At 36.5% G+C, this 24,607-nt stretch carries 42 protein-coding genes; 40 read left to right on the top strand and 2 right to left on the bottom strand.

Features of this window, described 5'->3' with window-relative positions:
- Positions 1 to 12 precede the first annotated feature (12 nt).
- Both F5ESL0233_RS05275 and F5ESL0233_RS05270 read right to left on the bottom strand, forming a co-directional pair.
- Positions 13 to 420: a M48 family metalloprotease gene (locus F5ESL0233_RS05275; protein WP_122059111.1), complete on the bottom strand. Its 408-nt coding sequence runs from the start codon at positions 418 to 420 to the stop codon at positions 13 to 15.
- The gene (locus F5ESL0233_RS05270) at positions 404 to 763 is read right to left on the bottom strand and encodes a helix-turn-helix domain-containing protein (protein ID WP_122059109.1); all 360 of its coding nucleotides are present in this window, start codon (positions 761 to 763) and stop codon (positions 404 to 406) included. Before F5ESL0233_RS05270 ends, F5ESL0233_RS05275 begins: the two co-directional genes overlap by 17 nt.
- A 256-nt stretch (positions 764 to 1,019) precedes the next feature.
- On the opposite strand from F5ESL0233_RS05270, the gene F5ESL0233_RS05265 reads away from it, so the two are divergent.
- The 40 genes from F5ESL0233_RS05265 (at position 1,020) to F5ESL0233_RS05080 (ending at position 24,607) form a co-directional block, all read left to right on the top strand.
- Positions 1,020 to 1,229: a hypothetical protein gene (locus F5ESL0233_RS05265; protein ID WP_122059107.1), complete on the top strand. Its 210-nt coding sequence runs from the start codon at positions 1,020 to 1,022 to the stop codon at positions 1,227 to 1,229.
- A gap of 89 nt (positions 1,230 to 1,318) precedes the next feature.
- Positions 1,319 to 1,657: a DUF771 domain-containing protein gene (locus F5ESL0233_RS05260; protein ID WP_233554966.1), complete on the top strand. Its 339-nt coding sequence runs from the start codon at positions 1,319 to 1,321 to the stop codon at positions 1,655 to 1,657.
- Positions 1,654 to 1,818: a hypothetical protein gene (locus tag F5ESL0233_RS08185; protein ID WP_158593133.1), complete on the top strand. Its 165-nt coding sequence runs from the start codon at positions 1,654 to 1,656 to the stop codon at positions 1,816 to 1,818. Before F5ESL0233_RS05260 ends, F5ESL0233_RS08185 begins: the two co-directional genes overlap by 4 nt.
- A 51-nt stretch (positions 1,819 to 1,869) precedes the next feature.
- Entirely contained in the window at positions 1,870 to 2,199 is a 330-nt protein-coding gene (locus F5ESL0233_RS05255) for a hypothetical protein (RefSeq protein WP_122059106.1), read from the top strand.
- A 2-nt stretch (positions 2,200 to 2,201) separates the two neighbouring features.
- Positions 2,202 to 2,681 carry a siphovirus Gp157 family protein gene (locus F5ESL0233_RS05250; protein ID WP_122059104.1) on the top strand — a complete coding sequence of 160 codons (480 nt, stop codon included), beginning with the start codon at positions 2,202 to 2,204 and terminating at the stop codon, positions 2,679 to 2,681.
- Between the two features lie 11 nt (positions 2,682 to 2,692).
- Entirely contained in the window at positions 2,693 to 2,962 is a 270-nt protein-coding gene (locus F5ESL0233_RS05245) for a hypothetical protein (protein ID WP_122059103.1), read from the top strand.
- Complete coding sequence (locus F5ESL0233_RS05240; protein WP_122059101.1) at positions 2,955 to 3,680, top strand: helix-turn-helix domain-containing protein; 726 nt, start codon at positions 2,955 to 2,957, stop codon at positions 3,678 to 3,680. Before F5ESL0233_RS05245 ends, F5ESL0233_RS05240 begins: the two co-directional genes overlap by 8 nt.
- A 3-nt stretch (positions 3,681 to 3,683) precedes the next feature.
- Positions 3,684 to 5,069, top strand: coding sequence for a DEAD/DEAH box helicase (locus tag F5ESL0233_RS05235; protein WP_122059100.1), 1,386 nt, complete (start codon positions 3,684 to 3,686; stop codon positions 5,067 to 5,069).
- Positions 5,066 to 5,221 carry a hypothetical protein gene (locus F5ESL0233_RS08285; RefSeq protein ID WP_158593132.1) on the top strand — a complete coding sequence of 52 codons (156 nt, stop codon included), beginning with the start codon at positions 5,066 to 5,068 and terminating at the stop codon, positions 5,219 to 5,221. The genes F5ESL0233_RS05235 and F5ESL0233_RS08285 overlap by 4 nt, the downstream gene beginning before the upstream one ends.
- A complete protein-coding gene (locus F5ESL0233_RS05230) occupies positions 5,221 to 5,952 on the top strand; it encodes an AAA family ATPase (RefSeq protein WP_122059098.1) in 732 nt (243 codons plus the stop codon). The genes F5ESL0233_RS08285 and F5ESL0233_RS05230 overlap by 1 nt, the downstream gene beginning before the upstream one ends.
- A gap of 2 nt (positions 5,953 to 5,954) precedes the next feature.
- Positions 5,955 to 6,527, top strand: a complete 573-nt coding sequence (locus F5ESL0233_RS05225; RefSeq protein ID WP_122059097.1) for a single-stranded DNA-binding protein — start codon at positions 5,955 to 5,957, stop codon at positions 6,525 to 6,527.
- A gap of 123 nt (positions 6,528 to 6,650) precedes the next feature.
- The gene (locus F5ESL0233_RS08180; protein WP_147442587.1) at positions 6,651 to 6,845 is read left to right on the top strand and encodes a hypothetical protein; all 195 of its coding nucleotides are present in this window, start codon (positions 6,651 to 6,653) and stop codon (positions 6,843 to 6,845) included.
- On the top strand, positions 6,826 to 7,641 hold the full coding sequence (locus F5ESL0233_RS05215) for a bifunctional DNA primase/polymerase (RefSeq protein ID WP_122059093.1): 816 nt from the start codon (positions 6,826 to 6,828) through the stop codon (positions 7,639 to 7,641). The genes F5ESL0233_RS08180 and F5ESL0233_RS05215 overlap by 20 nt, the downstream gene beginning before the upstream one ends.
- Positions 7,634 to 8,926, top strand: a complete 1,293-nt coding sequence (locus F5ESL0233_RS05210) for a VapE domain-containing protein (RefSeq protein WP_122059092.1) — start codon at positions 7,634 to 7,636, stop codon at positions 8,924 to 8,926. The genes F5ESL0233_RS05215 and F5ESL0233_RS05210 overlap by 8 nt, the downstream gene beginning before the upstream one ends.
- A gap of 587 nt (positions 8,927 to 9,513) precedes the next feature.
- Positions 9,514 to 9,822, top strand: a complete 309-nt coding sequence (locus F5ESL0233_RS05205; protein ID WP_122059090.1) for a hypothetical protein — start codon at positions 9,514 to 9,516, stop codon at positions 9,820 to 9,822.
- Positions 9,823 to 9,824: 2 nt separating this feature from the next.
- Entirely contained in the window at positions 9,825 to 10,019 is a 195-nt protein-coding gene (locus tag F5ESL0233_RS05200; protein ID WP_122059089.1) for a hypothetical protein, read from the top strand.
- Between the two features lie 120 nt (positions 10,020 to 10,139).
- The gene (locus tag F5ESL0233_RS05195) at positions 10,140 to 10,391 is read left to right on the top strand and encodes a hypothetical protein (protein ID WP_122059087.1); all 252 of its coding nucleotides are present in this window, start codon (positions 10,140 to 10,142) and stop codon (positions 10,389 to 10,391) included.
- Positions 10,375 to 10,656: a hypothetical protein gene (locus F5ESL0233_RS05190; RefSeq protein ID WP_122059086.1), complete on the top strand. Its 282-nt coding sequence runs from the start codon at positions 10,375 to 10,377 to the stop codon at positions 10,654 to 10,656. The genes F5ESL0233_RS05195 and F5ESL0233_RS05190 overlap by 17 nt, the downstream gene beginning before the upstream one ends.
- Complete coding sequence (locus F5ESL0233_RS05185) at positions 10,653 to 10,832, top strand: hypothetical protein (RefSeq protein WP_122059084.1); 180 nt, start codon at positions 10,653 to 10,655, stop codon at positions 10,830 to 10,832. Before F5ESL0233_RS05190 ends, F5ESL0233_RS05185 begins: the two co-directional genes overlap by 4 nt.
- A 3-nt stretch (positions 10,833 to 10,835) precedes the next feature.
- Complete coding sequence (locus F5ESL0233_RS05180) at positions 10,836 to 11,168, top strand: VRR-NUC domain-containing protein (RefSeq protein WP_122059083.1); 333 nt, start codon at positions 10,836 to 10,838, stop codon at positions 11,166 to 11,168.
- Complete coding sequence (locus F5ESL0233_RS05175) at positions 11,158 to 11,355, top strand: hypothetical protein (protein WP_090094002.1); 198 nt, start codon at positions 11,158 to 11,160, stop codon at positions 11,353 to 11,355. The genes F5ESL0233_RS05180 and F5ESL0233_RS05175 overlap by 11 nt, the downstream gene beginning before the upstream one ends.
- Positions 11,356 to 11,360: 5 nt before the next feature.
- Positions 11,361 to 11,855 carry a hypothetical protein gene (locus F5ESL0233_RS05170; RefSeq protein WP_122059081.1) on the top strand — a complete coding sequence of 165 codons (495 nt, stop codon included), beginning with the start codon at positions 11,361 to 11,363 and terminating at the stop codon, positions 11,853 to 11,855.
- An 11-nt stretch (positions 11,856 to 11,866) separates the two neighbouring features.
- Entirely contained in the window at positions 11,867 to 12,340 is a 474-nt protein-coding gene (locus tag F5ESL0233_RS05165) for an ArpU family phage packaging/lysis transcriptional regulator (protein WP_122059079.1), read from the top strand.
- Between the two features lie 349 nt (positions 12,341 to 12,689).
- Positions 12,690 to 13,178 carry a hypothetical protein gene (locus F5ESL0233_RS05160; RefSeq protein WP_122059078.1) on the top strand — a complete coding sequence of 163 codons (489 nt, stop codon included), beginning with the start codon at positions 12,690 to 12,692 and terminating at the stop codon, positions 13,176 to 13,178.
- 2 nt (positions 13,179 to 13,180) lie between these two features.
- The gene (locus F5ESL0233_RS05155; RefSeq protein WP_122059076.1) at positions 13,181 to 13,495 is read left to right on the top strand and encodes a hypothetical protein; all 315 of its coding nucleotides are present in this window, start codon (positions 13,181 to 13,183) and stop codon (positions 13,493 to 13,495) included.
- A 75-nt stretch (positions 13,496 to 13,570) separates the two neighbouring features.
- On the top strand, positions 13,571 to 14,080 hold the full coding sequence (locus F5ESL0233_RS05150; RefSeq protein ID WP_122021804.1) for a terminase small subunit: 510 nt from the start codon (positions 13,571 to 13,573) through the stop codon (positions 14,078 to 14,080).
- Positions 14,064 to 15,314, top strand: a complete 1,251-nt coding sequence (locus tag F5ESL0233_RS05145) for a PBSX family phage terminase large subunit (RefSeq protein ID WP_122059075.1) — start codon at positions 14,064 to 14,066, stop codon at positions 15,312 to 15,314. The genes F5ESL0233_RS05150 and F5ESL0233_RS05145 overlap by 17 nt, the downstream gene beginning before the upstream one ends.
- Entirely contained in the window at positions 15,305 to 16,744 is a 1,440-nt protein-coding gene (locus F5ESL0233_RS05140) for a phage portal protein (protein WP_122059073.1), read from the top strand. Before F5ESL0233_RS05145 ends, F5ESL0233_RS05140 begins: the two co-directional genes overlap by 10 nt.
- On the top strand, positions 16,722 to 18,221 hold the full coding sequence (locus F5ESL0233_RS05135; RefSeq protein ID WP_122059072.1) for a minor capsid protein: 1,500 nt from the start codon (positions 16,722 to 16,724) through the stop codon (positions 18,219 to 18,221). Before F5ESL0233_RS05140 ends, F5ESL0233_RS05135 begins: the two co-directional genes overlap by 23 nt.
- Complete coding sequence (locus F5ESL0233_RS05130) at positions 18,208 to 18,462, top strand: hypothetical protein (protein WP_122059070.1); 255 nt, start codon at positions 18,208 to 18,210, stop codon at positions 18,460 to 18,462. Before F5ESL0233_RS05135 ends, F5ESL0233_RS05130 begins: the two co-directional genes overlap by 14 nt.
- A gap of 49 nt (positions 18,463 to 18,511) precedes the next feature.
- On the top strand, positions 18,512 to 19,012 hold the full coding sequence (locus F5ESL0233_RS05125) for a super-infection exclusion protein B (protein WP_370448348.1): 501 nt from the start codon (positions 18,512 to 18,514) through the stop codon (positions 19,010 to 19,012).
- A 113-nt stretch (positions 19,013 to 19,125) separates the two neighbouring features.
- A complete protein-coding gene (locus tag F5ESL0233_RS05120; protein ID WP_233554965.1) occupies positions 19,126 to 19,713 on the top strand; it encodes a phage scaffolding protein in 588 nt (195 codons plus the stop codon).
- The gene (locus tag F5ESL0233_RS05115) at positions 19,713 to 20,690 is read left to right on the top strand and encodes a capsid protein (protein ID WP_233554964.1); all 978 of its coding nucleotides are present in this window, start codon (positions 19,713 to 19,715) and stop codon (positions 20,688 to 20,690) included. Before F5ESL0233_RS05120 ends, F5ESL0233_RS05115 begins: the two co-directional genes overlap by 1 nt.
- A gap of 2 nt (positions 20,691 to 20,692) precedes the next feature.
- A complete protein-coding gene (locus F5ESL0233_RS05110) occupies positions 20,693 to 21,058 on the top strand; it encodes a hypothetical protein (protein WP_122059067.1) in 366 nt (121 codons plus the stop codon).
- Entirely contained in the window at positions 21,058 to 21,423 is a 366-nt protein-coding gene (locus F5ESL0233_RS05105; RefSeq protein WP_118898254.1) for a hypothetical protein, read from the top strand. Before F5ESL0233_RS05110 ends, F5ESL0233_RS05105 begins: the two co-directional genes overlap by 1 nt.
- Positions 21,420 to 21,863, top strand: a complete 444-nt coding sequence (locus F5ESL0233_RS05100; protein ID WP_122059066.1) for an HK97-gp10 family putative phage morphogenesis protein — start codon at positions 21,420 to 21,422, stop codon at positions 21,861 to 21,863. The genes F5ESL0233_RS05105 and F5ESL0233_RS05100 overlap by 4 nt, the downstream gene beginning before the upstream one ends.
- The gene (locus tag F5ESL0233_RS05095) at positions 21,860 to 22,267 is read left to right on the top strand and encodes a DUF6838 family protein (RefSeq protein WP_122059064.1); all 408 of its coding nucleotides are present in this window, start codon (positions 21,860 to 21,862) and stop codon (positions 22,265 to 22,267) included. The genes F5ESL0233_RS05100 and F5ESL0233_RS05095 overlap by 4 nt, the downstream gene beginning before the upstream one ends.
- Positions 22,264 to 23,655, top strand: coding sequence for a phage tail sheath C-terminal domain-containing protein (locus tag F5ESL0233_RS05090; RefSeq protein ID WP_122059063.1), 1,392 nt, complete (start codon positions 22,264 to 22,266; stop codon positions 23,653 to 23,655). The genes F5ESL0233_RS05095 and F5ESL0233_RS05090 overlap by 4 nt, the downstream gene beginning before the upstream one ends.
- Positions 23,656 to 23,673: 18 nt before the next feature.
- Positions 23,674 to 24,162 carry a phage tail tube protein gene (locus F5ESL0233_RS05085; protein WP_122024775.1) on the top strand — a complete coding sequence of 163 codons (489 nt, stop codon included), beginning with the start codon at positions 23,674 to 23,676 and terminating at the stop codon, positions 24,160 to 24,162.
- A gap of 13 nt (positions 24,163 to 24,175) precedes the next feature.
- On the top strand, positions 24,176 to 24,607 hold the full coding sequence (locus F5ESL0233_RS05080) for a hypothetical protein (protein WP_122059061.1): 432 nt from the start codon (positions 24,176 to 24,178) through the stop codon (positions 24,605 to 24,607).

Here is a 24,607-nt window from a genome sequence, read left to right as displayed (position 1 = left end):
CTTTTTTTATTTTTAAAACAATAAATCATTGTGTTTTCTAAATAATTCAACCACATCATCATACATGCGTACCGGTATACCATATGCTTGCATAAATTCGCTTGGCTCATTAAAACAATCGTATTGTCGTGTGGCGTAGTCAAAGATTAGGTTCAGTGAATACAAGTCAGCATGATGCTCAACTGGAGTATTAAAGTTCCGATAATAAAATTTACCAGAGTCACCATTTGCAAAATGACCGATTTCATGACCAATTATGAAAGGCAGTTCTTTTTTGTTTTTCCAGTTTAAATTGATAACCATTTTATTTAAATCTGTGAAGGAAACTGATGGGTCTGTGTCTTTGACGTTATCCACTAAGGCATAGCTTACTCCTCGATCAAAAGCATAATTCAAAAGATAGCTAATCAAATTTTCCATTCTTTCGCCCCTTTCTAAAATCAGAATCCATTAAATTTCTGATTACATCAAGATACTCTTCGGGTATTTGTTGACCGTTGTAAGAATAGATATTATCTGTATTAGCAATATCTATATTTTTGTGTCCGTTATGGGTTACGGGAGAGGGATCATCTGTGTTGCCTAAAAGGTAATCAGTAGACGTGTGAAGGACTTTAGCTACCTTTTGCAGATTTTCTGTAGAAGGAGTTTTTGTTTTCCAACTATATATTGTATTTTTGCCGAGCCCAGCTTTTTCGTTTAATTCTGTAAGACTATAACCATGTTTTTTTGCCATTATTTTAACGGTATCAAGTAGTGCCATAATAGTATTCCTCCGACTATTGACTAAAATAATTAGACCAAAGTAAAAATAAATTGTTGCATTTTTAGACTATGGTGGTATTATTAAGTCATCAAGTAATTAAGCAAGAAAAAACTAGCCTATCAATTCAGAAACTTTGGCGAGTAAAGATTGATATAGCAATGCTTTTCTGCTTATTTGTCATGATTATATATTAGACCTTAGTCTAAAAATAGTCAAGAACTTGATTAAAATACTTTAGAAAGAAGGTGAACTTATGGTTGAGCAAGCTTTAGTAAAAAACGCTGAAGAATTAAAACTTAAATTTCAAATTGCAATTAAGAAACACCATACTACCCAGAGAAAAGTAGCTAAATATTGCAATACCAATGAATTTCAATTTAGCAAAGCTATTTCAGGCGATCCAGCAAAAAGATCTCAAGAAATCAGGAAAGCTGCTGCTGAAATTTTGGGAATTGAAATTTAAGTATTAGAAAAAGCATAGCTCTCAGGCTAGCTATGGCTGCGAAATTAAAGAGAGAAAAAGAAAACTAATGGAAAACGAGGTGAAATCAATTGACTGATCTAGTAAATCTACAAATACAAGTGGGGCCTCTGATTGAAGTGGTTGATCAAATCATGCAAGAGCGTGGCTATGTCCCAGCTGAGTCGCTGGAGGGCAAAACAATCAAGATGAAAGAATTCTCGAAAAAGTATTGTGGTAGTAAAGCAGTGCCTTGGATAAGATTATTCATTTTTGATGAATTCCCTGAAGTTGATTTTAAAAATGGCGGCTGGGTAGTCAATCCAAGAAAAAATAAAGATGGAAACAGGACATTTATCTTTGAAAAGCCTGCAAAAGAATGGCTAGACAAACACAGATGTGAAATAGATTGGAACGCAAAATTACCATGATTGAAAGGATATTGAAAAAATGGGAAAACTTTTTAAACACATACACAGACGTCGAGCTACACACCAAGCAGTCATTAACAATCTCGTTATTGCTAGTAATTGTTGGGCTGGCATTAACGATTTGGCTGTTAGCGCAACCGGAGTTGATTCCCGAAACGTAAAAAAGCCCGACGGCAATCGGACTTAAGTAATAACACTAGGAGAATTATAACATGAACGAAGAAAAAATTAAAAAGATTGCTAAAACTGCAATCGTACTAACTATGCCAAATACTAAATTTGAAGTTAATGGCAAAGTTCTCAGCGAGCAAGAAAAAGCAGCATCAATTTCAACATTAATGATTGCTTTAATGCTCGAACTCGGCCTCGATACGAAACGAGAATTTGAAGAGGCTGTTTTAAAAGGAGCAAAGATATCAGAATTTAATCCATTTTTGGCAATAATGCTTACTGAAGCTGCAATTGAATTTTGTGGAATTGATAGCACTATTAAAAAGGCAAACAAGATAGTTGCTTTTTACGACAGCATTGAGGAGGACTAGTGATGAAACTTTTTGAAATTAATGATGCTATAAAGCAAATTGTAGATCGTGATGATATTGCCCCTGTGACTTTGAAAGACACGTTAGATTCACTTGAGCTAACAAGGGATGCCAAACTTGATGGACTAGCCAGTTTAATTGAACGAGATACAGCTGATATCGATTTTTTGACCAATAAAATTAAGCAGTTAACGGAGCAAAAGCGGCACTTTCAGAATCAAAAAGATAATTTACTTAAATATATGACTGAAGTTATCGATGATGCAGGTGTCAAGCAGGTACAAACTAAGCATTATATTTTAAAACCACGCAATTACCGGCAAAAAACAATTATTTCTGATGAATTAAAACTACCTGATACATACCGAGAAAAGAAAGAAGTTGTCTCAATTAATAAACAATTACTATACAACGACTTAAAAAAAGGTGTGGAAATACCGGGGGCACATTTAGAGCCTAACCGTAAGACAACGATCAATTAGGGGCGATATATATGACGATGCAAGATGATTTTATCGAATGGCAAAAAGAAACTTTGAAAGCCATTGAGTTATGGACAATTCGCTTAAAAACTGAAGCTTTAAAGCAAAAAACATATAGTGGGGCAATTAATTTTTTAAGCCGTAGTAAGCCTGAATTGTCAGGCTCATTTAGAGGCACCACTGATGAGCTTTTCCGAGAGATTACCAGAACCATGTTTAGTGATGCTGCCAAGATGGTTCGTGAAGAAGCTTTAAAGCAGGAGGTGGCAAAAGATGCATAGATTAAAGGAACTGCGGAAACAGCAGGGACTGACGCAAACGGAATTAGGCCATGCTATCGGGTTACATGATAACACGCTTTGCCAGTACGAAACTGGTAAACGCAATCCTAAGCCTGAAATATGGCAAAAGTTGGCTGATTTTTACGGCGTATCTGTTCCTTATCTACAAGGGTATGAACAGCCAACTCCTCATAACCGACTGAAAGAACTGCGTCAAGAACGCGGACTTAGCCAAGAAGATTTAGCTAAGGGCACCGGCATAACACAACAAGCTATCAGTTTATACGAGCTAGGGTTGAGAGAGCCTAGCTCGGCTATCTGGCAACAATTATCCGTTTACTTTGGCCAACCGGTTTCTTATCTCAGAGGCGAAATTGATATAAACAAAATACAAAAAATTCTACAAACCATGCTACTGGTTAATTGCACTGTTGGCTCCTTAGATTCATTTAATCAAGGTGAATTTGCGGATTGCGATAGGGAAACTAAAAAGTTTTTAGCTTTGAACTGTTTAATTCTACTAATCCACCAAGAACTAAATATTAATCCTCATGATCAATTTGAGGCTGTAGTTAACAAAACCACAGAGTTGATGAACTTAACGAATCAAGAAAAAATCGCTTTCGTAAATAGAAATATGAAGTGTGCTAATAACTCCAATAAAAAGCGAGATATTAATATAGCGAATGAATTGCTGAATTTTTACGATAATTTATAAATAATGTATGAGTTAAGACCATATCAACTGGATTTAATTAGCCACATAACTAAATCAATGCAGACTGGGCACCACCACATTATTGTGCAGTCGCCGCCGAGGACAGGAAAGACGGTGGTTATGGCTGAAATTGCTAGACGGACAACACTTAAAAATAATCGCGTGATGTTCATTATCCACCGCAAAGAAGTTTTAGACCAAGCGATTGATACATTTAAAGCACAGGGTGTTAAACCTGAACTGGCAACTATGGGACTAGTACAGACACTTTGTCGACGGGTCGATAAACTACCCGAACCACAACTAATTTTAATTGACGAAGGTCACCACGCTTTAGCGAAAAGTTATCAAAAGATAATCCAAAAATTTAGCAATGCTTACATTTTATTTTTTACTGCGACACCGCGGCGAACTGGTAAACAACAACTAGACCAGATTGCGGACGATATTATCATCGGTCAATCAATCAGAGAGCTAACCGATAACGGCTTTTTAGCACCGTTTAGATATTTTCAACCACCAAACGATTTTAACAGCAAACTACTAAAAAGAAGTTCAACTGGGGACTATACCACACAATCAATGGACGACGCTATGAGCAGTAAAATTTATGGTCATATTGTTAAGCAATATCAAAGGATAGCGCCAGATAAGCAAGCAGTCGTTTACACCTATTCGATTGATTCAGCTAAAAGAGTTGCTGACGAATTCAATCGAGCAGGAATTAGTGCCAAAGAAGTAGATGGTAAAACTGCTGACGCCGAGCGCGATAGCACTGTTAACGATTTTCGCAAACAACGATTAAAGATACTTGTAAACGTCAATCTATTTACTGAAGGTGTTGACCTGCCAAATGTGGATTGCGTGATTATGGCCAGACCTACCACGTCACTTGCTTTATACCTCCAGTTTTCGATGCGGTGCTTAAACCCGCGCGAAGGTAAAACGGCGATCATTATCGACCACGCTAATAACGTACAGAAATTTGGTTATCCAGATGACGACCGCGACTGGCGACAAGCAATCGTAAGTGGTGTAAAAGGTGACACGTCAGCGACTGCCAACCAAGGAACAGCAATTATCACCTGCGATTATTGTTTTGCCGTGGTAAAGGTAGCCGAAGTTAAAAACGGTAAATGCCCATTATGCGGCGAGCCAATCAAGGTTCACGAAGACAAACAAGTGGCAGATGTTGATTTAGTAGAAGCTAAGAAACGCAAAAATTTAATTAAAGAAATTGTACACAACGATTTACTTAAAAAAGTTGCGACAAAGAAAGTAAGTGAATTACAATCACCAGCCGAATTTAAAGCTTATGCAAACCTTCATGGCTATAAGCCTGGCTGGGTTTACTTTCAACTTAAACAGAAAGGATATTTTAAAAAGTGAAAAAAGTTAATTTTCTCAACCATGTTGCGATCAGAATCGCTATAGCAACAATGGCTGGGAATTATAAAGAAGTTTTACAGCAAAGAAATATTCTGAATCATTTTATCGACAGATTGATTTTTGAAGCAGAAATAGAAAGAGACAAATATTAATGATTATTTTACCAAAAGCGGAGCAATTGGCTCCAAAATCTCAGCCCCATAACTTTTTTATCTGGGGCGCACCGATGACCGGCAAAAGTTACTTCGCAAGTTATTTTCCGAATCCGTTAGTGCTTAATACGGACGGAAACAGCGAGCAAGGAACTGCACCGGCATTTCAAATCAGAAATTTAAGAGATAAAAATGGCCGGCCTAAGCAACTGGTCACTAATCAAATCGACGATATTGTTCTAGCTTTGCAAAACGAAAACGAGCAAAGAAAGCCAGAAGAACAATTTAAAACTCTAGTGGTTGATGTTATTGACGACATTGTTGTCATGTTGGAGCAGGCTATCTGTTGGGAAAACAACGTGAAGTCACTAGGTGATATCGGATATGGGAAAGGCTACGCACTATTTAATGCGGCACTTCAGCAAATGGTCATGGATTTAAAAGCGCTGCCGATGAACATCATCTATATTTCGCGCGAAATAGCTATTACAGATGAAAACACTGGAGCGACTACTTACCACCCTTCACTTAAAACGAAATATTACAACGTCGTCAATGGCAACTGCGATATTGAAATTCGCACTAAAAAAGTTGGTGATGGCACTAACGCCACGTACTTCAGAGAAGTTAAGGGCTTAAGAACCCAATACGACCCTAAAAATATCACTGACAAGCGGGTTCTACAGCTTTTACAAACATGCAATGGAATTTTTAAAAAGGAGAATAAATAACTATGAGTTTAATGGATGCAATGAATGAGTTAAAAAAGAACGGTTTTGACCCTAAAGAAGGCAAGGAATTTAACCCCAACGAGCCAATTCCTGATGATACTTATCTGATGACACTTGATGGTGCTTCACACAGCGTTAAAAATGACCATGATTTTTTGATTATTAATTTCAGCGTTGTTGAAGGCGAATACGAAGGTCGCCGCGAGTCTTACTTCCCATCATTGAGACAAACTAAAAACGATGGTACTCCAATTTCTCCAAATTTTATCGCCCGAACTATTTCACAAATTCAAATTTTAGGTGAAGCAGTAGACAATCCGATTCCAGATAGTTGTTTTGATTTTGATATAGAAACTGAAGCTTATGATGCAATCGCTGACAAACTTCAAGGAGCTTTAGGCAGACTTTTAAAAGTAACGATTACAACCTCGCCGAACAAAAAGAACCCACAATATCCTTACCGAAACTATAAATTTGAGAAGCACGAACAGCCTAAGGTTGCAGATGCTAAAGACCCGTTTAATGGCACTGGGAACACGGTAGATATTTCTGACGACGACCTCCCTTTTGACTAGAAGCGAGGTGTAATCATGGTAAATCAAGTTACCTTAATTGGCGTGCTATTTAGAGATCCGAAAAATATTTTTGAAAATGGTTGCTGGGCTTACACGCAAGCGGTGGTGCAATGTGGAGAGGTAATGGTGACCTGCATAACTACAGATGTAATAATTAAAAATTTGTTAAGGACAGTTAAACAGGGAGCGCCTATCACCATTAAAGGCAGTCTGACTAATGACCACTATGTACAAGTCGACTCTGCGTATAGCCCCGAATTTACTTATCCGCATGTGCCTGACGGTGTCCAAGATATTGATGACGTTTGGTGGGATTAAATTGGCACTAGAAAATTTAGTAAATTATGCGATTAACTACGCTAATCACGGTTTTGGTGTGATTCCAATCGGCGCCAATAAGCGACCTTTAGTTAAGTTTGCTAACCGACCTGCAATGAGTGTGGATGAAATTAAACAAACTTGGCAACGTTATCCACTGGCTAATATCGCTCTTAAAACCGACCAGTTTTTTGTGATTGATGTTGACCGACATGGTGAGGTAGATGGTATGGACGCTATTCGTGCTTTAAAACATGATGAATGGTTTAAAGATACCTTGACTGAACGCACCGCTCATAACGGTTTTCATTTCTTTTTCCAAAAGCCTAAGGATGAAAATATATCACAAAATATCGGTTTCTTGCCAGGCGTTGACTTGAAAGCACACGAAAATAACTACGTGGTTGTTGCACCTAGCCGCATAGGCGATAAATCTTACAGATGGCTTAACCACAAGCCAATCAGACCAGCGCCGCAAGGCTTGCTGGATTTGATAAAAGAGAAAGCAAAGCCCGAAAAGCGTAAGATTTTAAGCTATAAAATTTCAGCAAAAACACAAACAACAGGCTTATTTGAAAAGATAGCTAATGGCCTTGGTGATGATGGTCAACGCAATAAATCGTTAGCTAGTTTTGTGGGTGGTCTACTATATCGCGGAGTCGACCCAGATGCCGTTGCCAAGCTGGCTATCATAGCCAACACAAACACGGCGGACAGCTTACCACTCAATGAGGTCGAACGAACAGTTAACTCCATGATTGAAAAAGAGATACAGAGGAGGGGGATTGATGAGTGACATTATTCATATTGATGAAAAAAACGCGAATAAATTGCGCAACACCACAATTGACCTTGACAAGCAAACTAATGGCGCGGTCAAAACCACCAGCGTTAAAAATGTAGTCATGATTTTACTCCGCGACCCCAATCTGAAAGGTTTATTTCGTTTAAATGAGTTTACTGGCGAAGTTGATGTAGTCAAGTCGGTTGAGATTGCGCTGCCGGACATTGGTAAAGTAGCGATTACTAAGGGTCGATACACCGACCAAGTTACTAATTCAATCGAATTATATATCGAAAGCCAAGGTGTTTACGGTCACGCGTCTTTTAAAAATATGATTATTGAACAAGCCGTTGATAATGTTGCCTACATGAATCCTTATAACCCCGTGGTGAAGTATATGGATAAAGCTTACAAGCACTGGGATAAAAAACGCCGTTTAGATAAATTTTTTGTTGAATATCTGGGCGCGGATAATAATGAAACCAATGTGTTGATTACACGGATATTTTTTATGGCGGTAGTAGCAAAAGCTTATGACCCAGCAGTTAAAGTTGACTATGTTACCGATTTAGTCGGTGGCCAAGGTGTTGGTAAAACAACGTGCTTAAAAAATATCGCTCCAATGGGACTATATACCGACCAATTCAATAGCTTTACTAAAAAAGACGATTTTGAAGTCATGAAAAACGCGCTTATCGTTAATGATGATGAAATGACCGCGAGTAATGATGCCAGTTTTGAAGAGATTAAAAAATTTATCACAATGCAAGACTTTGAATATCGTAAACCTTACGCGCATAAGCCAATCAAATTTCAAAAGAAATTTATTATTACGCGGACAACTAATGAAGTCCGTCACCTTAAAGACCGTTCAGGCGACCGGCGTTTTTTATCAATTTATGCGCACCCTGAACAACAAACTAAAAGTCCGATAACTGAACTATCTCCAGAGGTGGTGGAGCAGGTGTGGGGCGAAGCAGTGTGGCTCTATAAAAATGCCAAAGACCCGTTTTTGTTTACGCCCAGACAAGAAGGGTTACTAAAAGCTAATCGTGAGCAGTTCAGATATACGACTGGGCTAGAAGATGACTTAATGGATGTTTTAGAAAATAAATTTAAAAATCAAGAATTTATAGCTAACCGTGATTTGGCCTTTGCTTTGTTTCAAGACTACAACGCACTGTCGCGTAACAATAAACAAACTAAAAACGTACGGTATTACATGGAACATGAAGGTTATACAGTAGGCGCAACTAAGTTAATAGACGGTAAGACGGTTAGGGGATTTAGTAAATAATTACAGTGAATTACAGTAAAATTACGGTTACTGTAATCTTGCAAGCCCTTGTCACTCTAAGAGTTATAAATATAAATTACACTATTACACTATTATTTATATAAACTTTTTATTTATATAAATAAGCCTATTCAATAGCTTTTAAAAGTTTTTTTGATTTTTACTGTAATTTTTAAAATTATGGTATCTAATTCCTTGAGAGAGTAACGGTAAAGCACATTACAGTTACTGTAATTTTACCGTAATTACTACATGGAACACCTTGGATATGATACGAGCGCTCGTAAAAAAATAGATGGAAAAACGGTTAGAGGATTTCAAAGGTGACAGTTAGTGACAGTTAGGTGACGGTTACTGTCACCTAACTAAAGCCTTGGGAGAGTAAGTTAAATTATGGTTAGGTGACAGTAAGACAGTATATTTTAATAAAACTTTTTATTTATATAAATAAGCCTATTAATAGCTTTTAAAAGTTTTTTTCAATTTTACTGTCACCTTTGAAAAATATAGTAATAAAGCCTTGGGAGAGTAAGTTAAAAACAGGTGACGGTTACTGTCACCCAAGTGTCACCTTTAGGAGAAAAATAATGAAAAAACTAATTTTTAAAGCAGACAAAGGCACAATGGGTAAATTTAACTACATTGGCTTTAGAAAATATGTTGGTAAGAATCCTGTTATGGGAACCAACTTGTACGATAACCATGTAATTATTGATTCTGGCGAATATATCGAACTCGGCTTTATTGACAAGCCTAATGTTGCAAATTGGAAAAACAAAATCGATGAAGAGGAATTTAAGGGGGACACAAAAGGCACTTTACTAGGGTCCGGAGAATTTGAAGAAATAGAACTTTGGTTAAGTACGTATTTTAATTTAACGCCAGTGGAGGACTAGCAATGAAAAAAGAAGAAAAAATTTTAATTGATACAAAGTACCCTGAATTAGCAGCTGTAATTATGCAGCTACAAGCTATATCTAGCATTGCAAATGATAAGGATTTAACTTTAAACGAATTGTCATTTAATAAAACGTCCAATAAAAATTCAGAAGATTTGACTATCAATATTAGTTTTAAAAGGATTAAACAATGACGAAAGTAAAAAAGTTATATCGCAAAAGCAAAAATGGCAAGTACGTGTTCCTTGGGCACGTGCCAGATAACTATCCATTGGGTGAAAACGAGAAATTCGAAGACGCGGGAGTAACAAAAAATGGAAGAGACGACTAAGAAAGCAATTAGATTTACTAACGTTGACAAAAATATAAAACGTGAAGAAATGTTGGAAGACATGTATGGAACGTCAATGCTGCTTCTAAATAATGATGAACTTAAGCCTAAGCGAAAAGTACCTGCATACTTTGTGAAATTTCAATCTGGAACATATAGGGTCAGCAAAGAAGACTATGACTGGAGCGTGGATTACTTAAACAAAAAGGCGGATAAAAATGAAAGAAATAACTAAGAAAGCAATTCGCTTTACTGATATTAAAAAGGAACGCGATTATGAAGAACTTATCGAAAATTTGAGTAGTATAGAAATTCATTCTAACGGACAATATATAATAAATTTTAAACACGTGCCCAATAAAAGTGGTATTTTTGGCGATTCTCCTAAGCCTTTTGAACAAACCTATCATGTTGATGAAGAAACATATGCTAAATGTGCTCGAATTTTAAAAAGGCGAATCAAAGACAAAAAAGTTAGTGAATGCGGGGGTAATCAATGAAATTATTAATAATTTTAATCGGCTTGTTGGGAGCATTATCATGCATAGTAGCGTTCGTGTGTTTTTACCTAGATAACGAAAAATTAGGTTGGGCATTCTTTATAATATTTGCTGTTTTAGCAGTATTAGCCGGCTTGCTTGAAAAGTATATGTGGTGGACTAGCTGGGGGTGGTAATTATTGCAAGAGCACGAAATTCAAAAACAAATTCAATTAAGCTTATCAGCCAATCACTGTACAGTTTTCCGTGCCAATGTCGGCAAAGTCCTGATGAAAGACGGTCGTTGGTTTGATACAGGCTTACCTAAAGGCTTTCCAGACTTGGTTGGCTTTCGGTGGATTGATAATCAAATCTTTTTTATTGAAGTAAAGTCGGCAACGGGTAAGCCGCGACCTGAACAAATCAGATTTCATAATGTGCTACAAAAACGAAAAATTGTGCATGGTATAGCTAGGAGTGCAGATGACGCTTTAAAAATCGTGAAAGAAGGGTTAGTCGGATATGGGTACTGAAATCTGTAAATATTGCCAAAAAAGCGAAGTAATAGTTGAAAAATTAAATGGTTATACGGGTAAAATTAAAATTCGTGAAAATTTGTTAAATACACAAATTAAAGATGACAACAACTATGGTTGGGCAAGCGTTTCGTATCAAATAAACTACTGCCCTTGGTGTGGTAGGGCTTTAAAAGGGAAGTGATAAAAATGAGATTATCGCAAAAAGTTTGGGATTTAATACATGAAATAGAAGATAAATATGGAACGCTTGTCATACCTGATGACAAACCCTTAATGGTTAAATTGCATAAAGAGATAGGTGTAGCTCAGAAATTTGTAAAACATGATTATGATAAAGAAATAATTAGGTTGATAAAGCTCGGCTATAACTATCGCGAAATTAGCGCAAAAGTTGGTCACAATCCTAGCGCTTGTCGCAGAATAGCAGTGCTATATGGTTATCATACTAGACCTGTTTTTAAGTATGTTGTTAAACCAGAAAATCAACCTGAAATTTATTTAGCCGCTACAACTAATCTGCAATATTTTGGTATCTCACAAAGCAATCATTCCAATGAAGTTTATAAGCGAATGCGGAAACACATTAATCTGATAACTAAACGCACTCATTGGTGCGACATACCCCAAGGTGGTAGATATATGGTTCCTAAGAATAATACGAAAATTTTTATTAAAGAATAGGTCGGTAATGGATGATGATTGGAGTTGAGCAATCAGTTTTGTTTAAGAAAGCGAAATTAGATAAAGCAAAAACAGCACAAGCAGTTAAAAATTTTTTTACAGAAGACTTTGGTCATTATCTTAATCTGGCCAACAAACACCTAAGCGACATATCAAGCCCAACTCTTGACCCTAATAACGTTGGTGGACATGATGGACGCAATCATCAAGATGAACGCATAGTTGTTAATCTCGACGCTCAAGCTTGCGTAAGAGCGGTTGATCATGCTCTTAGCAGTTGCAATTATTCTAGTGGAATAATTTTATATTTATTTTTTATAAAAAAGATGCCAGATACAAAAATTGCAGAAAGATTAGGTTATCAGTCAGCTCGCTATTATCAATTGAAAAATAGTGCGTGTGTTGAGTTTGCAGAACGCCTTGATTTTTGGCGAAAAAAAGATTGTGCTTCAATTAGTGATTTACGAGTTTTTTTAAAATCATAGAATCATCATAGTTTTTGCATAGGATTATCATAGGTTGAGTAGAGATAATACGTTGTATTATGGTATTGTCGAAAGATTAAGGAATTGTCTTTCGATGATACTTTATCTATAAATATCTATAAATTTTTCCTCATTGATGGTACCTCCTTAAATATAAAGACAAAGGGCTGCGGTAATGGTTGTAGCTGGGTTCGAGTCCCGACACCGCAATAGCCATACGTAACTCCCTACTGCGTACGAGGATTGTAAGAACAATACATATACCAATTAAAAGCATTATATAATTATTTAAATAACACATAATATGCTACAATATAAATATAGTTTTATAGAAATAGAGGTATATGTATTGAAAAAAATAAATAGATTATTGGTACTAGTTACTATGATGTTAACTATTTCTTTGTTATCTTTAAGTGGCAATAAGATTGAAGCAGCAAAAAGTAGTGTGAAAGTAAGTGTTAAATCTAACACCAAATCCATGGGACCTGTGAAAAATACTAATTCAGCAGAAACGTTTTCTACAATGACTGGTCCGTCAGGAATTTCAAAAGTTACTCATGTCAGTAGAAATCAATTTTATGTATACATTAAAATGACTAATCCGATATTCTCTTTTTATACATTAAATTTGAAATTAAGAGTACATTATTATAATGGTAAGATAAGAAATGTAAAAGTGGCACATGGAGATAATGGGGTTATAGGTAAAGCTTGGACTAAAAATGTCTATATTCCAAAAGTAGGTAATCATGGATATGTTGAACTTGTTGGAAATGCTATTTCTGATGGAACTTTAGTTGTATCAAAATGTATGAAACCTAGGGCGGCTTTTTAATTATGAACACAAAAAAACAAGAAAATTTGATTATTTATTTTAAGTATCTCAGTGAAAAAAGAAAAATAGAATATCATTTGGAAAAATCAATTGATAATAGCATATATTTTTGGGTATATTCAGATAAAGATTTTTTAATTGTTTTGCAATGGCTAGGTCTTGTAGGAGCTTTTTTCACTTTTAGTAAAACAGCAAAGCCTGATGAAGTCCATGATTTTATGTATGATATCACTATTACAGATTACGGCTATGACATGGAAGAAACTTTGAAAATGGCTTCAGATAATGGGGTAGACTTATCTAAATATTTAAAATGAAGCAAGCAATAGCACTCTATAGTACCTAATGGGGTGCTTTTTTTAATGTTCAAAATCAGGAGGTGGTGAAATGATGTGACTGAATTAAAAGGTAAACAAAAAAAGTTTGCTGACGAGTATATCAAAAGTGGTAATGCGACCGAAGCATATGTAAATGCTGGCTACAAGGTTAAAAATAATGAAACTGCGAGAGCTAACGCTAGTCGCATGCTAACAAATGCTAACGTTAAAGCTTATATCGAATCGCGCATGAAACGGCTCGAATCTGCCAAATTAGCGAGCGCCAAAGAGGTTTTAGAATACTTAACCTCAGTTATGCGAGGCGAACAAACGGAGACTGTAGCGACTGCTAAGGGCATTTTTGAGGGTATTGAAGTTTCGGCTAAAGACAGAATTACTGCTGCTAAAGAATTGCTTAAACGGTATCCAAGTGACCCTATTTCTAATGCGCAACTGCGTAAAATGGTTGCCGAAGCTAAGATGGCTGAATATAAAGTTGAGCAATTAAACAGTGATGATCTAGACACGACAGTCAACATCAATTTCAATATCCCAAAGGAGGACAATAATGCAAGTGAGTCTTAAAGATAATATCTCGCCGGCTTTCTATAAGCTTTTTTGGGATATTCATAACAAAAAACATGCCAATTATTGGCTCAAAGGAGGACGTGGTAGTACCAAGTCCTCTTTTATTTCACTCATGATTGTGCTGGGAATTATGCAAGATAAGGATGCTAATGCAATTGTTTTGCGTAAAGTAGCCAACACGTTACGTGATTCAGTGTTTGAGCAATACTTGTGGGCAATTGATTTATTACACGTTGATGAATACTGGCAATCGTCAGTTAGTCCGATGCAATTAACCTTTAAACCAACCGGTCAACAGATTAGATTTAAGGGTGCAGACGACCCACGTAAGATAAAGTCGCAAACGTTTAGGCAAGGTTACACGAAATTTAAACATTTTGAAGAGGTCACAGAGTTTAAGGGCATGGAAGAAATCAGGTCAATCAACCAATCTCTAGGACGTGGTGGTTCCGGTATTATTACTTTCTATTCATATAACCCACCAGCTAGACAATCTAATTGGGTAAATCAGGCGGTTGACAGTGAGCAAATGCGTGATGACACGTTGGTTAATCTTTCAGATTATCGCTCTGTTCCGAAGTCGTGGCTCGGTATTGAATTCTTAGCAGATGCTGAACAGCTAAAAAAAGATAATGAAAAAGCATATAGACATGAGTATCTAGGAGAAGTAACTGGTACTGGCGCGGAAGTGTTCAACAATATTACGACACGCGCAATAACAGATGATGAAATTGCTAGGTTCGATAAGGTTTACTACGGCTTAGATTTTGGCTTTGCCAAAGACCCGACGGCATTCGTTAAAATTTATTGGGACTCAGCAAGGCGTCGCATTTTTATTTTTGATGAATTTGAACGTGTTGGTCTAAAAGTACGTGATGCAGTTGCGATGATAAAGCAACGTAATCCCAGAAATGAACCATTAACAGCTGATTCGGCCTCTCCTGATATGATTGCGGAATACCAAGACCAAGGACTTAACATCTATGGCGCTATCAAAGGCGGAGGTTCACGTGATCATGGCTACAAGTGGCTGGAAGATTTACGTGAAATTATCATTGACCCCAACCGTTGTCCTGATGCTTGGCGTGAATTTACTAGCTATGAATTTGAAATCGATTTAAACGGCAACTACAAGTCAGGCTATCCTGATGGCAACGACCATACTATGGACGCGACCCGATATGCTCTTGAAAGTTTAATCAGGAAAGGAGGTTTTATTAAATGGAATTAGAAGCGATGAAAAAATTGCTACAAAACACGCAAACAAGGCGAGTTAATTTTAATGCTAAATATGCTAAATCTAAAAGCTATTACCTCAATGAGAATGACATCACTATCAAAAACAATGGTGAGTCTAAAACTAAAGAAGACGATGCCGCAAAAAAGAGTAAAAATCCGTTAAGGCCAGCTGATAACCGTGTGAGTTCTAACTTCCACCAACTATTAGTTGATCAAGAAGCAGGCTATTTGGCTACTAAAGCGCCAACTATTGATGTGGGTGAAGATAAGCTAAATGACCAAATTAAAGATACTTTAGGCGACAACTTTGCTTTAAGATTAAATGAATTGGTTGTTGATGCAGCTAATGCTGGTATAGCATGGCTACATTATTGGCTTGATGAAAATAGCCAGTTTAGATATGCGATTGTGCCACCAGACCAAGTAACACCAATTTATTCAACTGATTTAAATCGTAAGTTAGTAGCACTAAGACGTTCATACAAAGAACTTGATTCAGAAACTGCTAAAACTTATTGGGTACATGAATACTGGGATGATGAAACGGTCACTGTTTTTAAATCAAAAGACGAGCAATTTAATAATTTAGAACTAATTGAAGATAGATTCAACGTTTATGATTTAACAACAGATGAACTTACAGGAACGTCAAGTGTTAACTATCATGATTTTGGTCGAATTCCGTTTATTGCGTTTCCAAAAAACAAGGAACAGCAACCAGATTTATTTCATTACAAGGGCTTAATCGACGTTTATGACAAAATTTATAACGGCTACGTTAATGATTTAGATGATATTCAACAAATATTTTTAATTTTAAAGAATTATGGCGGACAAGGTCTGGACGAATTCAGAAAAGACCTCCAACGATATAAGGCCATTAGAGTTAGGAGTATGGGTAGTGGCGATGATTCAGGTGTTGATCAATTAGCCATTAATATTCCAACTGAGGCCCGTAACTCAATGCTAGAAACAACTAAGACTAACATTTTTGTTCATGCTCAAGGAATCGATCCAACTGATTTTAAAACTAATAATGCAACTGGGACTGCAATTAAGATGCTCTATTCTCATTTGGAGTTAAAAGCAGCTAAAACAGAAGCCTATTTTAGGGATGCATTGACTGAATTAGTTAGAGCAATCATGCATTGGTTAAATATTTCAGATGCGGATAGTCGAAGAATTAATCAAACTTGGACCAGAACAGCAATCCAAAATGATGTTGAAAAAGCTCAGGTGGTTGCTCAGTTGGCAAATTGGACAAGCAAAGAGGCAATAGCCAAAGCTAACCCAATAGTTGAAGATTGGCAGCAAGAGTTGAAAGACCAACAGGAAGACCTTAAGAATCGTAATGATGAGTATGGTAACCCTGACAACCTAAACGGCGGCGGTGACAATAATGACGACCAAGAGAGAAGTTGATTATTGGAAACGTCGTTTTTTGTATGAAAAAGAACAGCAACTCCAGAACACTGCTGAATATGAAACGGCAATGCGGGCTAGGCTAAAAGAAGTCGAGCAGGTATTGGAGCAAGAAGTTGATTATTGGCTTAAACGATATGCATCTAATCAAGAGATAAGCATAAAAGATGCTCGTAAAATCTTGAGCACAATTGGTACTCGTGATTGGCACATGACGCTTAAAGAATTTGAACGTAAGGCTAAAGAAGGCGGCTTTGACAAAGAACTAGATGCCGAATATTTCAAAAGCCAATTATCAAGACTTGAGAACATAGACGAGCAGTTAACCAACCTATTAAGCCAATATGCGACATCTGAGAGTGACAAATTAGCACAAAGTCTATCTAACCAATTTCAACAAACATACATGCATAGCATCTATTTGACGCAATTAGAACAGGCCAAGTTGTCCAGTGACTTTGCCAATGTCAATGAATATCAAGTCAAAGTAATTGTCAACAAGCCTTGGAATGGCAGCAACTTCTCTAAACGGATTTGGAAAAACTACACTGAGGTGTTACCTAATGAATTAGGTGATGCGTTGTTACGTGGCACAGTTTTAGGACATTCTAACGAGCAGATTTTTAAAATGATGCGCCAGCGATTGAGAGACGTTGAAGACTATCAATTGCATCGCTTAGTGATTACTGAAATGGGGCACATTGCCGAAGAAGCAACCGCACAAGCATACAAAGAAGAGGGAGTTGAACAGTACCAGTATTTAGCAACGTTAGAGTCCCACACTTGTGAAGAATGTGCTCATTTAGATGGCCAAGTATTTGAATTAAAAGACAAAGTAGAGGGACTTAACTATCCCTTAATACATCCTTATTGCAGATGTACCACAATGCCATATATTGAAGGTTTTCCTGACAGCTCTGAACGCTGGGCTCGTGATCCTGAAACTGGTAAGGGTGAATATGTTGAAAATATGACCTTCAACGAGTGGAAGAAACAGTATGTAGATGAACCTAAATACAGGAAAATTAAAGCCTTGCTTGGCGAACATGCACCTAAAAAGCAAGAATTGTTTTCTTTAAATAGAAAAAGTGAACAATATGAAAAGCTAAGTAATGATATCAAGACTATTGATTATATAAGAAATTCGAAAACAGAAACTCAGTCCATAACTAAAAGGAATATTGCTAAAGAAGCTTACTTTTCCTTTAAAAATGACGATATTCTAGTTTCTGGACATGCAGCATTGCAATATGCATCTCGTATGCAACAGAAGAAAAATGGAAGGTTCTTATATAATTATGAAACTATTAAGAGGGTGGCAAAAATGCCAGCCAATTATATTGACACAAGAAATAATAGATTGATAGAGTATTATGATAAAATAGCAATAATTAAAGAATCAACTACTGGTAAAGTGGTTACTATAATTCGTCAACGAAAGCCAGGAAGTAGGTGGGATAAAATTGAAAAAAAGTGAAAAGCAAGCAATAGATATACTGAATAGGGCTTTTAATAATACTGATTTAGAAACATATGTGTTTACTATTCAAGATTATTTTGCAGATGAAACGGATCAACTGGCAATAGATAATCCTAAAATGGAAGATTATTTAAATGATGTTATTCCTGAGTTTACGGAAGCATACGATGAGACAAAAAAAGATATATGGCTAAATGATTTGAAAAAAATCATTAAAAAAGCAGAATTATTGATATAGGTTTTAGTTTCACAGGACATATGCAGGATGAAAAAATTTAGATAAATTAATAAATATTCTTGGGAGTTCGGTTGCTTTCTTCTTTACGTTAGCAACTTTTTTATCGAGTTTATGCCTTTGCTCAGTAGGAGGTTTACTTCCATATAGCTTTTTAGAGCGTATACATTATCTTGATATTTATAATAAATATGGCGGTAATATTTTCATAGTCCTTATTTTGAGTTTCTTTTTTCTTATTGTGCAAAGTGGAATGCTAATCTTAAAAAGAAAAAGAGATAGAAAATTTAATAAGTACTTTATAAAACAGCAAAACAATCTATTGAAAGATCCTGATGCAATTCATATTTTGATTTACTTATATGAAACACATCCAAACGCTAGAAGGCTTCCCTATAATAATCAAAAAGTACGACTTTTAGAACAATTTGAACTAATTGAAAAAACCATGAATACCATATACACAGATGATGTTGATAATCCTTTTTTTCCGTATATATTGCAGCCTAAAGCTGAAGAGAAAATAAAAGAAATAGTTAATAATAAAAAATAAAGCAGCCTAACAGCTGCTTTTTATTTTGCCCCAAGCATGGCGTAAAAAGGCTTATTTTTTATACCTTAATTTGTGGTCGCTCCACGTAAAAATATTGCGAGAGAGGAAATAAAATGGCAAATAGAATTTCAAGAGAAAAGTTAATAAAAATTGGTTTAAGTAATGAACAAATGGAAAAGATTGTTGCACTTCATGGTGCAGATATTGAAGAGTTGAAAGCCAAGTCCGATGAATTAATTAATTCAAAAACTGAGGAATTGAAAAAAGCTAATGAGTCCTTGCAGTCTCAGATTGCAGAAAGAGACAAAGATTTGAAATCTCTCAAAAAGCAGGCAGGTGATAACGAAGAACTCGGTAATCAGTTAAAGGAACTTCAGGGCAAATACAAGCATGACACAGAAAACTTAACCAAGGAATTGCAACAAACCAAGCTCAATAGCGCAGTTGACAGTGAATTAGGGAAAGCAAAAGTGCGCAATACAAAGGCTGCTAAAGCGCTATTGAATATGGACGAAGTCAAGTTAAACGACAAAGGCGAACTTGAAGGCCTAGACAACCAAATTAGTTCATTGCAAAAATCTGATAGTTACCTATTTGATCAGGGTCAGAAAGAGCTTTATCAACCACAAGGTGGAGGAGCTAAGACTGACCCTGATTTGGTAGCAACTATGACAAATATATTTAAAGGAGAAGATAAATAATGCCAGCAACAATTAATTATGCAGAAGCATATCAACAAGCAATTCAACAAGGATTTTATGATGGTCATCTTTATACAGCACCATTATGGAATTCACCATCAAATTTAATGATTACGTTTGATGGCGCCAAACACATTAAATTACCAAGATTAACTATTTTAGAAGGCCGCAAAGACCGAGCAAGACGGACTATTACGGACATTACGCCAAACTACAGTAACGATTGGGATACTTATGAATTAAAGAATGAACGTTACTGGAGTACTTTAGTTGACCCATCAGACGTTGATGAATCAAATTATGTTATTTCAATGGCTAACATTACTCGTCAATTTAACTTAGACGAAAAGATGCCTGAAATGGACAAATACATGTTTAGCAAGCTGTTTTTAGAAAAACAAACTAAAGATAGTGGCAAGGGAATTACTAACAATACGCTTGATGAGAAGAACATTTTAACGGCATTTGACAATATGATGGTTGATTTTGATGAAGCGCGTATTCCAAACCAAAACCGTTATCTGTACGTAACTCCCAAGATTAACGCAATTTTGAAGCGTGCTGAGGCACTGAATCGTGGCTTAACATTAAAAGACCCTAACAGCATTCAACGGACAGTTTACAGCTTAGATGATGTAACGATTGTGGTTATTCCATCTGATTTAATGCAGACCGCATATGACTTTACTGTTGGTGCTAAGACAATTGACTCAGCTAAACAAATTGAAATGATGTTAATTTACAACGGTGTTCAAATTGCTCCAGAAAAGTATAGTTTTGCAGGTTTTGACCAACCAAGTGCAGCTTCAAGCGGTAACTATCTCTACTATGAGCAATCATACAACGATGTTTTACTGCTTAATACCAAAACAGCAGGTATTCAATTCGTGATTGCTGATAAGCCAGCGCAAGGTGTTAGTGGTCAATCACTAGAAGATGATAGCCAAAGTACTAAAACTGCCAAAAGTGGGAAGTAAAAATGAATGATGAACACAAACAAAAAATTAAAGATAAGGTCACCCAATTGCTTGGTGACAAGGTTAATGCCGACATAGTGAGTTTTAGCCTAGATCGAGTGATTCAATCAGTGGCCAACTACACCAACATTCCGATTGAGGAACTACCACCTGACATTGACACTACGATTACCGCAATGTGTGTGCAATTAGTTCAGACACACAATTGGACCAATGGCAATAGTGACACAGTCAACTCAATTAGTGAAGGCGATGTATCAGTTAATTTTGGCTCACCAGCTGAAATATACGCTAAAGTACAACAATTAAATCCGATTACAGACGATTTCTTTGTAGATTTAAACCATTTTAGGAGACTGCAATGGTAATTGATGCATTTAACAAGTTAAAGGACATTGCTCCTAAGTTATGGACTGATAAGGTGACCATAAAAACCACCAAGAAAGTGGTTAATGAACATCATATAACCACAAGCGAGCCTGTGACGATTGTTTCCGATGAGCCAGCTAAGGTTATCCTCAAAGGATTAAAAAGTGGTGAACAGTCGTTTTTTGGCACAGATGAGTATGATGCGACTTTGTTAATCAGAACTGGGTTATACATTCCAGCAGGAGCAACAATTGAAGTGACTGATATCAATGGCAAGGTTACCAAGTACAAGCGTTCAAGTAAGGGATATTCGGGCTATGTTAGTCATCAAGAAGTAGCAATGACAAGAGATGAGAAAGCATGAGTGCATTTGGAAGTTTTGACGATGAAGAGTTTCAAGAATTTGCTAAACATGTTAATGCAGTAGTTTCAGGCGATCAATTAAAAACTGAAGTTAAAAAGAGCGTAAAAAATGTTGGAGAAACTTATAAGCGTAATGCTCAGGCAAACACACCAGTTAAAACTGGCGATCTAAGACGCAGTTGGCAACTCAAGGGACCATTCTTTTCAGGTTCAGACATAACAGTCGAATTGCGGAATAGTAAAAATTATGCTTCATTTGTGGAAAATGGCCACCGGCAAAAAGTAGGACAGTACGTGCCAGTAATTGGCAAGCGACTAAAAGCTAGTTGGGTACCAGGTCAGCACTTTTTACAAAAAGCAACGGACCAAACAAGTGGCCAAATGCCACAGCTATTAACACCGATTGTTTGGGATATGATGAGGAGGTTGATGGATGATTGACAATAATTGAACGTGTTGCTGACGAGATTGCACGGATATTTCCAAATGAAATAATTTACACTGAAAATCAAGCAGATGGTTTTAGCGAGCCGTCTTTTTTTATTGAGAAAATCAGTATAATCGCTACTCCAGAATTGTTTGATAGACAGATGCGTAAGCAAAGCTTTCAAGTTATCTACTTTCCTAATCCAAACAATCCTAAGACTGATATGGAACGTGTCGAAGATTACTTGCTAAGCGGATTGTTAGAACTAAAAGACTATGCGCCTCTTAGAAACATTGAAGTTACTCAGCAAGAAGACAATACGCTAATTTACAAATTCGAAGTGTGGGGTAGGTTTTACCCTGATAAAAAAGACGAAGTAAAGTTACAAAATGAGAAATTGAAAGGACAAATTAAATGAGTTGGAAAACACAAAACAAACGCCGACCAGGTGCCTATATCAATGTTGTTGGTAAGGGTAAAGGTAATACTGGCGCTGAAATTGGACGCACACTATTACCGGTTAGCACACAACTTAACTGGGGAGCAAAGGGAATTATCAAATTAACTCATGAATCTAATTTTAAAGCTTTGTTAGGTCATGACCTTAATGAGCCAGAGTTGCAGACTCTACATGAAGTGCTAAAAGGAGCCGATACAGTACTTTTACTTAATAACAATGATGGACAACCTGCTTCTAAAGCAGACCCTGCCTTACCATGGACGATTACAGCTATTTATCCAGGTACTAAAGGCAATGAATTACATATCTCTGTGCAAAGACAAGACAGCAAAGTTACAGTATCAACTCTATTTGGTACAAAATTGGTCGACCAACAAGTTATTGACGTTGATAAACCAGAGAAGCTAATTGACAATGATTATGTGAAATTCAAGGTAAATGGTGAATTGGCTCCACAGCCTAGCCCACAAGATGATAGTTCGGGGAACAATACGCCAACGGTTATGTTATCTAAACTAGAACAATTGCAAAATCCTATAACTGTTGATTTAACAGGTGGCACAACGGTACCAGTACAAATGACTGAATTGCTTAATGATGCATTAGAAACTGAAGACTATGACGTAGCCACTACGGCAGGATTTCCAGTCGATAGTCCATTGCATAAACAATTGGTGGAAGAAATTAAACATTTACGTGAGGACAACGATATTAAAGTACGTGGTGTTGTCCCAGTAACAACTGACAAGGTCAATTATGAAGGCATTTCCATGGTTGCAAACGGTGTGGTCCTCGGTGATGGTACAGAATTAGATGCCACAGTAGCAGCCGGTTATTTTGCAGGCGCATCAAGTTCAGCTACGGCTGCCAAATCGCTAACTTATGTAGAATATCCAGATGCAATCAGTGCCTATCCGAAGTTCAGTAATGATAAGACTATTGATGCTTTAGAAAAAGGGCAAATTGTCTTTACTACAAAACGTAATGAAGCAGTGATTATTGAGCAGGATATTAACTCATTAACTAAGATTACTGCTGAAAAGCCAGTATTTTTCGGTAAAAATCGTGTGGTTAGAACAATGGATACAGTTGTAACTAGAATTAAACGCACGTTTGAAGATATGTTTATTGGCAAAATTACGAACAATTTAACTGGTCGTGATTTGTTCAAAGCTAATATTGTCAGTTATTTACAAAGCCTATCAGATAACGGAATAATTAACGGTTTTGATACCAATGACATTGCTGTTGAAACAGGGGATGAGCGTGATTCTATTTTAGTCAATTTAGCAATAACTCCATTGGATTCAATGGAAAAACTTTATATGACAATGGTAGTTCAATAATTTAGGAGGTAAAAATAAATGGCAGACGAAACAGTAAGTACAGTTGGCAGTTTTTTAAATGGCAGGGATACCATTTCAACAAAAGATGCGAAAGTATATATCACGATTAATGGCAATGTTATTCCATTGATTGAATGTAATGAATTTTCAGCAAAACTCGAAAAAAATAAAGAGGACGTGCAGACGCTTGGCAGTCGTTGGAAACATAAAAAGGTCACATCTGTGGAAGGTACGGGTTCAATTGGAGGCTATTTAATTAGTTCAAATTGGACAAAATACGCTTTGCCATACGTACAAGGCGGGAAAGATCTTTACTTTGAAATCACTTTTACGATTAACGACCCAACTAGCCAGGCTGGTACTCAGACAATTCATTTAGGAGAAGTTAACCTTAACGATATTCCACTGGCGGACTTTAAAGCTGATGATGGAGTTATGCAATGGAAGACAGACTTTACTTTTGAACAGATTAACTTGGTAACACCGTTCACTGGGTTTGATTTATAAGGAGAAATAATAAATGACTATCAAAAAAGAATATAATGTTAACGATTTTTTAGCTGAAAATGTAAAGCAAGAGCGTCTGACAAAAGAAATCAAAATTACAGGCTATAAGGAGCCATTTGTAATTCAGAATATTACTTCTGAAGAATTTGATCAATTGCAAAAGCAAGCGACTTCTAGAATGATTAGCAAGAAAACTTATCAAGAAGTTGAAAAGTCTGATAGTAATAAGTTTACCGATTTACTAATCGAAAAGTCTGTCGTAGTACCTAATCTACATGACGAAAAACTACAAAAAAGCTGGGGCTGTATCGCTGAACCAGCTAAAATGTTGCGGAAAATGATTGCTAAGGCGGGAGAATACGGCGACTTATTAGAAGCTATTTCGGAAATTTCTGGCTTTGATGCGGATAAATTAAGCAATTTTGTGGAAATAGCAAAAAACTAA

This window comes from Lactobacillus sp. ESL0233, from assembly GCF_003692995.1.
Taxonomy (GTDB): Bacteria; Bacillota; Bacilli; order Lactobacillales; family Lactobacillaceae; genus Lactobacillus; species Lactobacillus bombicola.
Note: the sequence above shows the minus strand (reverse complement) of the source record. Positions and strands in the feature narration are given on the sequence as shown.

What these genes read in the sequence shown, in the direction of transcription:
- F5ESL0233_RS05275 (WP_122059111.1), bottom strand. Translation starts at nt 420, where the DNA reads ATGGAAAATTTGATTAGCTATCTTTTGAATTATGCTTTTGATCGAGGA.
- F5ESL0233_RS05270 (WP_122059109.1), bottom strand. Translation starts at nt 763, where the DNA reads ATGGCACTACTTGATACCGTTAAAATAATGGCAAAAAAACATGGTTAT.
- F5ESL0233_RS05265 (WP_122059107.1), top strand. Translation starts at nt 1,020, where the DNA reads ATGGTTGAGCAAGCTTTAGTAAAAAACGCTGAAGAATTAAAACTTAAA.
- F5ESL0233_RS08185 (WP_158593133.1), top strand. Translation starts at nt 1,654, where the DNA reads ATGATTGAAAGGATATTGAAAAAATGGGAAAACTTTTTAAACACATAC.
- F5ESL0233_RS05255 (WP_122059106.1), top strand. Translation starts at nt 1,870, where the DNA reads ATGAACGAAGAAAAAATTAAAAAGATTGCTAAAACTGCAATCGTACTA.
- F5ESL0233_RS05250 (WP_122059104.1), top strand. Translation starts at nt 2,202, where the DNA reads ATGAAACTTTTTGAAATTAATGATGCTATAAAGCAAATTGTAGATCGT.
- F5ESL0233_RS05245 (WP_122059103.1), top strand. Translation starts at nt 2,693, where the DNA reads ATGACGATGCAAGATGATTTTATCGAATGGCAAAAAGAAACTTTGAAA.
- F5ESL0233_RS05240 (WP_122059101.1), top strand. Translation starts at nt 2,955, where the DNA reads ATGCATAGATTAAAGGAACTGCGGAAACAGCAGGGACTGACGCAAACG.
- F5ESL0233_RS05235 (WP_122059100.1), top strand. Translation starts at nt 3,684, where the DNA reads ATGTATGAGTTAAGACCATATCAACTGGATTTAATTAGCCACATAACT.
- F5ESL0233_RS05230 (WP_122059098.1), top strand. Translation starts at nt 5,221, where the DNA reads ATGATTATTTTACCAAAAGCGGAGCAATTGGCTCCAAAATCTCAGCCC.
- F5ESL0233_RS05225 (WP_122059097.1), top strand. Translation starts at nt 5,955, where the DNA reads ATGAGTTTAATGGATGCAATGAATGAGTTAAAAAAGAACGGTTTTGAC.
- F5ESL0233_RS08180 (WP_147442587.1), top strand. Translation starts at nt 6,651, where the DNA reads ATGGTGACCTGCATAACTACAGATGTAATAATTAAAAATTTGTTAAGG.
- F5ESL0233_RS05215 (WP_122059093.1), top strand. Translation starts at nt 6,826, where the DNA reads ATGACGTTTGGTGGGATTAAATTGGCACTAGAAAATTTAGTAAATTAT.
- F5ESL0233_RS05210 (WP_122059092.1), top strand. Translation starts at nt 7,634, where the DNA reads ATGAGTGACATTATTCATATTGATGAAAAAAACGCGAATAAATTGCGC.
- F5ESL0233_RS05205 (WP_122059090.1), top strand. Translation starts at nt 9,514, where the DNA reads ATGAAAAAACTAATTTTTAAAGCAGACAAAGGCACAATGGGTAAATTT.
- F5ESL0233_RS05200 (WP_122059089.1), top strand. Translation starts at nt 9,825, where the DNA reads ATGAAAAAAGAAGAAAAAATTTTAATTGATACAAAGTACCCTGAATTA.
- F5ESL0233_RS05195 (WP_122059087.1), top strand. Translation starts at nt 10,140, where the DNA reads ATGGAAGAGACGACTAAGAAAGCAATTAGATTTACTAACGTTGACAAA.
- F5ESL0233_RS05190 (WP_122059086.1), top strand. Translation starts at nt 10,375, where the DNA reads ATGAAAGAAATAACTAAGAAAGCAATTCGCTTTACTGATATTAAAAAG.
- F5ESL0233_RS05185 (WP_122059084.1), top strand. Translation starts at nt 10,653, where the DNA reads ATGAAATTATTAATAATTTTAATCGGCTTGTTGGGAGCATTATCATGC.
- F5ESL0233_RS05175 (WP_090094002.1), top strand. Translation starts at nt 11,158, where the DNA reads ATGGGTACTGAAATCTGTAAATATTGCCAAAAAAGCGAAGTAATAGTT.
- F5ESL0233_RS05170 (WP_122059081.1), top strand. Translation starts at nt 11,361, where the DNA reads ATGAGATTATCGCAAAAAGTTTGGGATTTAATACATGAAATAGAAGAT.
- F5ESL0233_RS05165 (WP_122059079.1), top strand. Translation starts at nt 11,867, where the DNA reads ATGATGATTGGAGTTGAGCAATCAGTTTTGTTTAAGAAAGCGAAATTA.
- F5ESL0233_RS05155 (WP_122059076.1), top strand. Translation starts at nt 13,181, where the DNA reads ATGAACACAAAAAAACAAGAAAATTTGATTATTTATTTTAAGTATCTC.
- F5ESL0233_RS05145 (WP_122059075.1), top strand. Translation starts at nt 14,064, where the DNA reads ATGCAAGTGAGTCTTAAAGATAATATCTCGCCGGCTTTCTATAAGCTT.
- F5ESL0233_RS05140 (WP_122059073.1), top strand. Translation starts at nt 15,305, where the DNA reads ATGGAATTAGAAGCGATGAAAAAATTGCTACAAAACACGCAAACAAGG.
- F5ESL0233_RS05135 (WP_122059072.1), top strand. Translation starts at nt 16,722, where the DNA reads ATGACGACCAAGAGAGAAGTTGATTATTGGAAACGTCGTTTTTTGTAT.
- F5ESL0233_RS05120 (WP_233554965.1), top strand. Translation starts at nt 19,126, where the DNA reads ATGGCAAATAGAATTTCAAGAGAAAAGTTAATAAAAATTGGTTTAAGT.
- F5ESL0233_RS05115 (WP_233554964.1), top strand. Translation starts at nt 19,713, where the DNA reads ATGCCAGCAACAATTAATTATGCAGAAGCATATCAACAAGCAATTCAA.
- F5ESL0233_RS05110 (WP_122059067.1), top strand. Translation starts at nt 20,693, where the DNA reads ATGAATGATGAACACAAACAAAAAATTAAAGATAAGGTCACCCAATTG.
- F5ESL0233_RS05100 (WP_122059066.1), top strand. Translation starts at nt 21,420, where the DNA reads ATGAGTGCATTTGGAAGTTTTGACGATGAAGAGTTTCAAGAATTTGCT.
- F5ESL0233_RS05090 (WP_122059063.1), top strand. Translation starts at nt 22,264, where the DNA reads ATGAGTTGGAAAACACAAAACAAACGCCGACCAGGTGCCTATATCAAT.
- F5ESL0233_RS05085 (WP_122024775.1), top strand. Translation starts at nt 23,674, where the DNA reads ATGGCAGACGAAACAGTAAGTACAGTTGGCAGTTTTTTAAATGGCAGG.
- F5ESL0233_RS05080 (WP_122059061.1), top strand. Translation starts at nt 24,176, where the DNA reads ATGACTATCAAAAAAGAATATAATGTTAACGATTTTTTAGCTGAAAAT.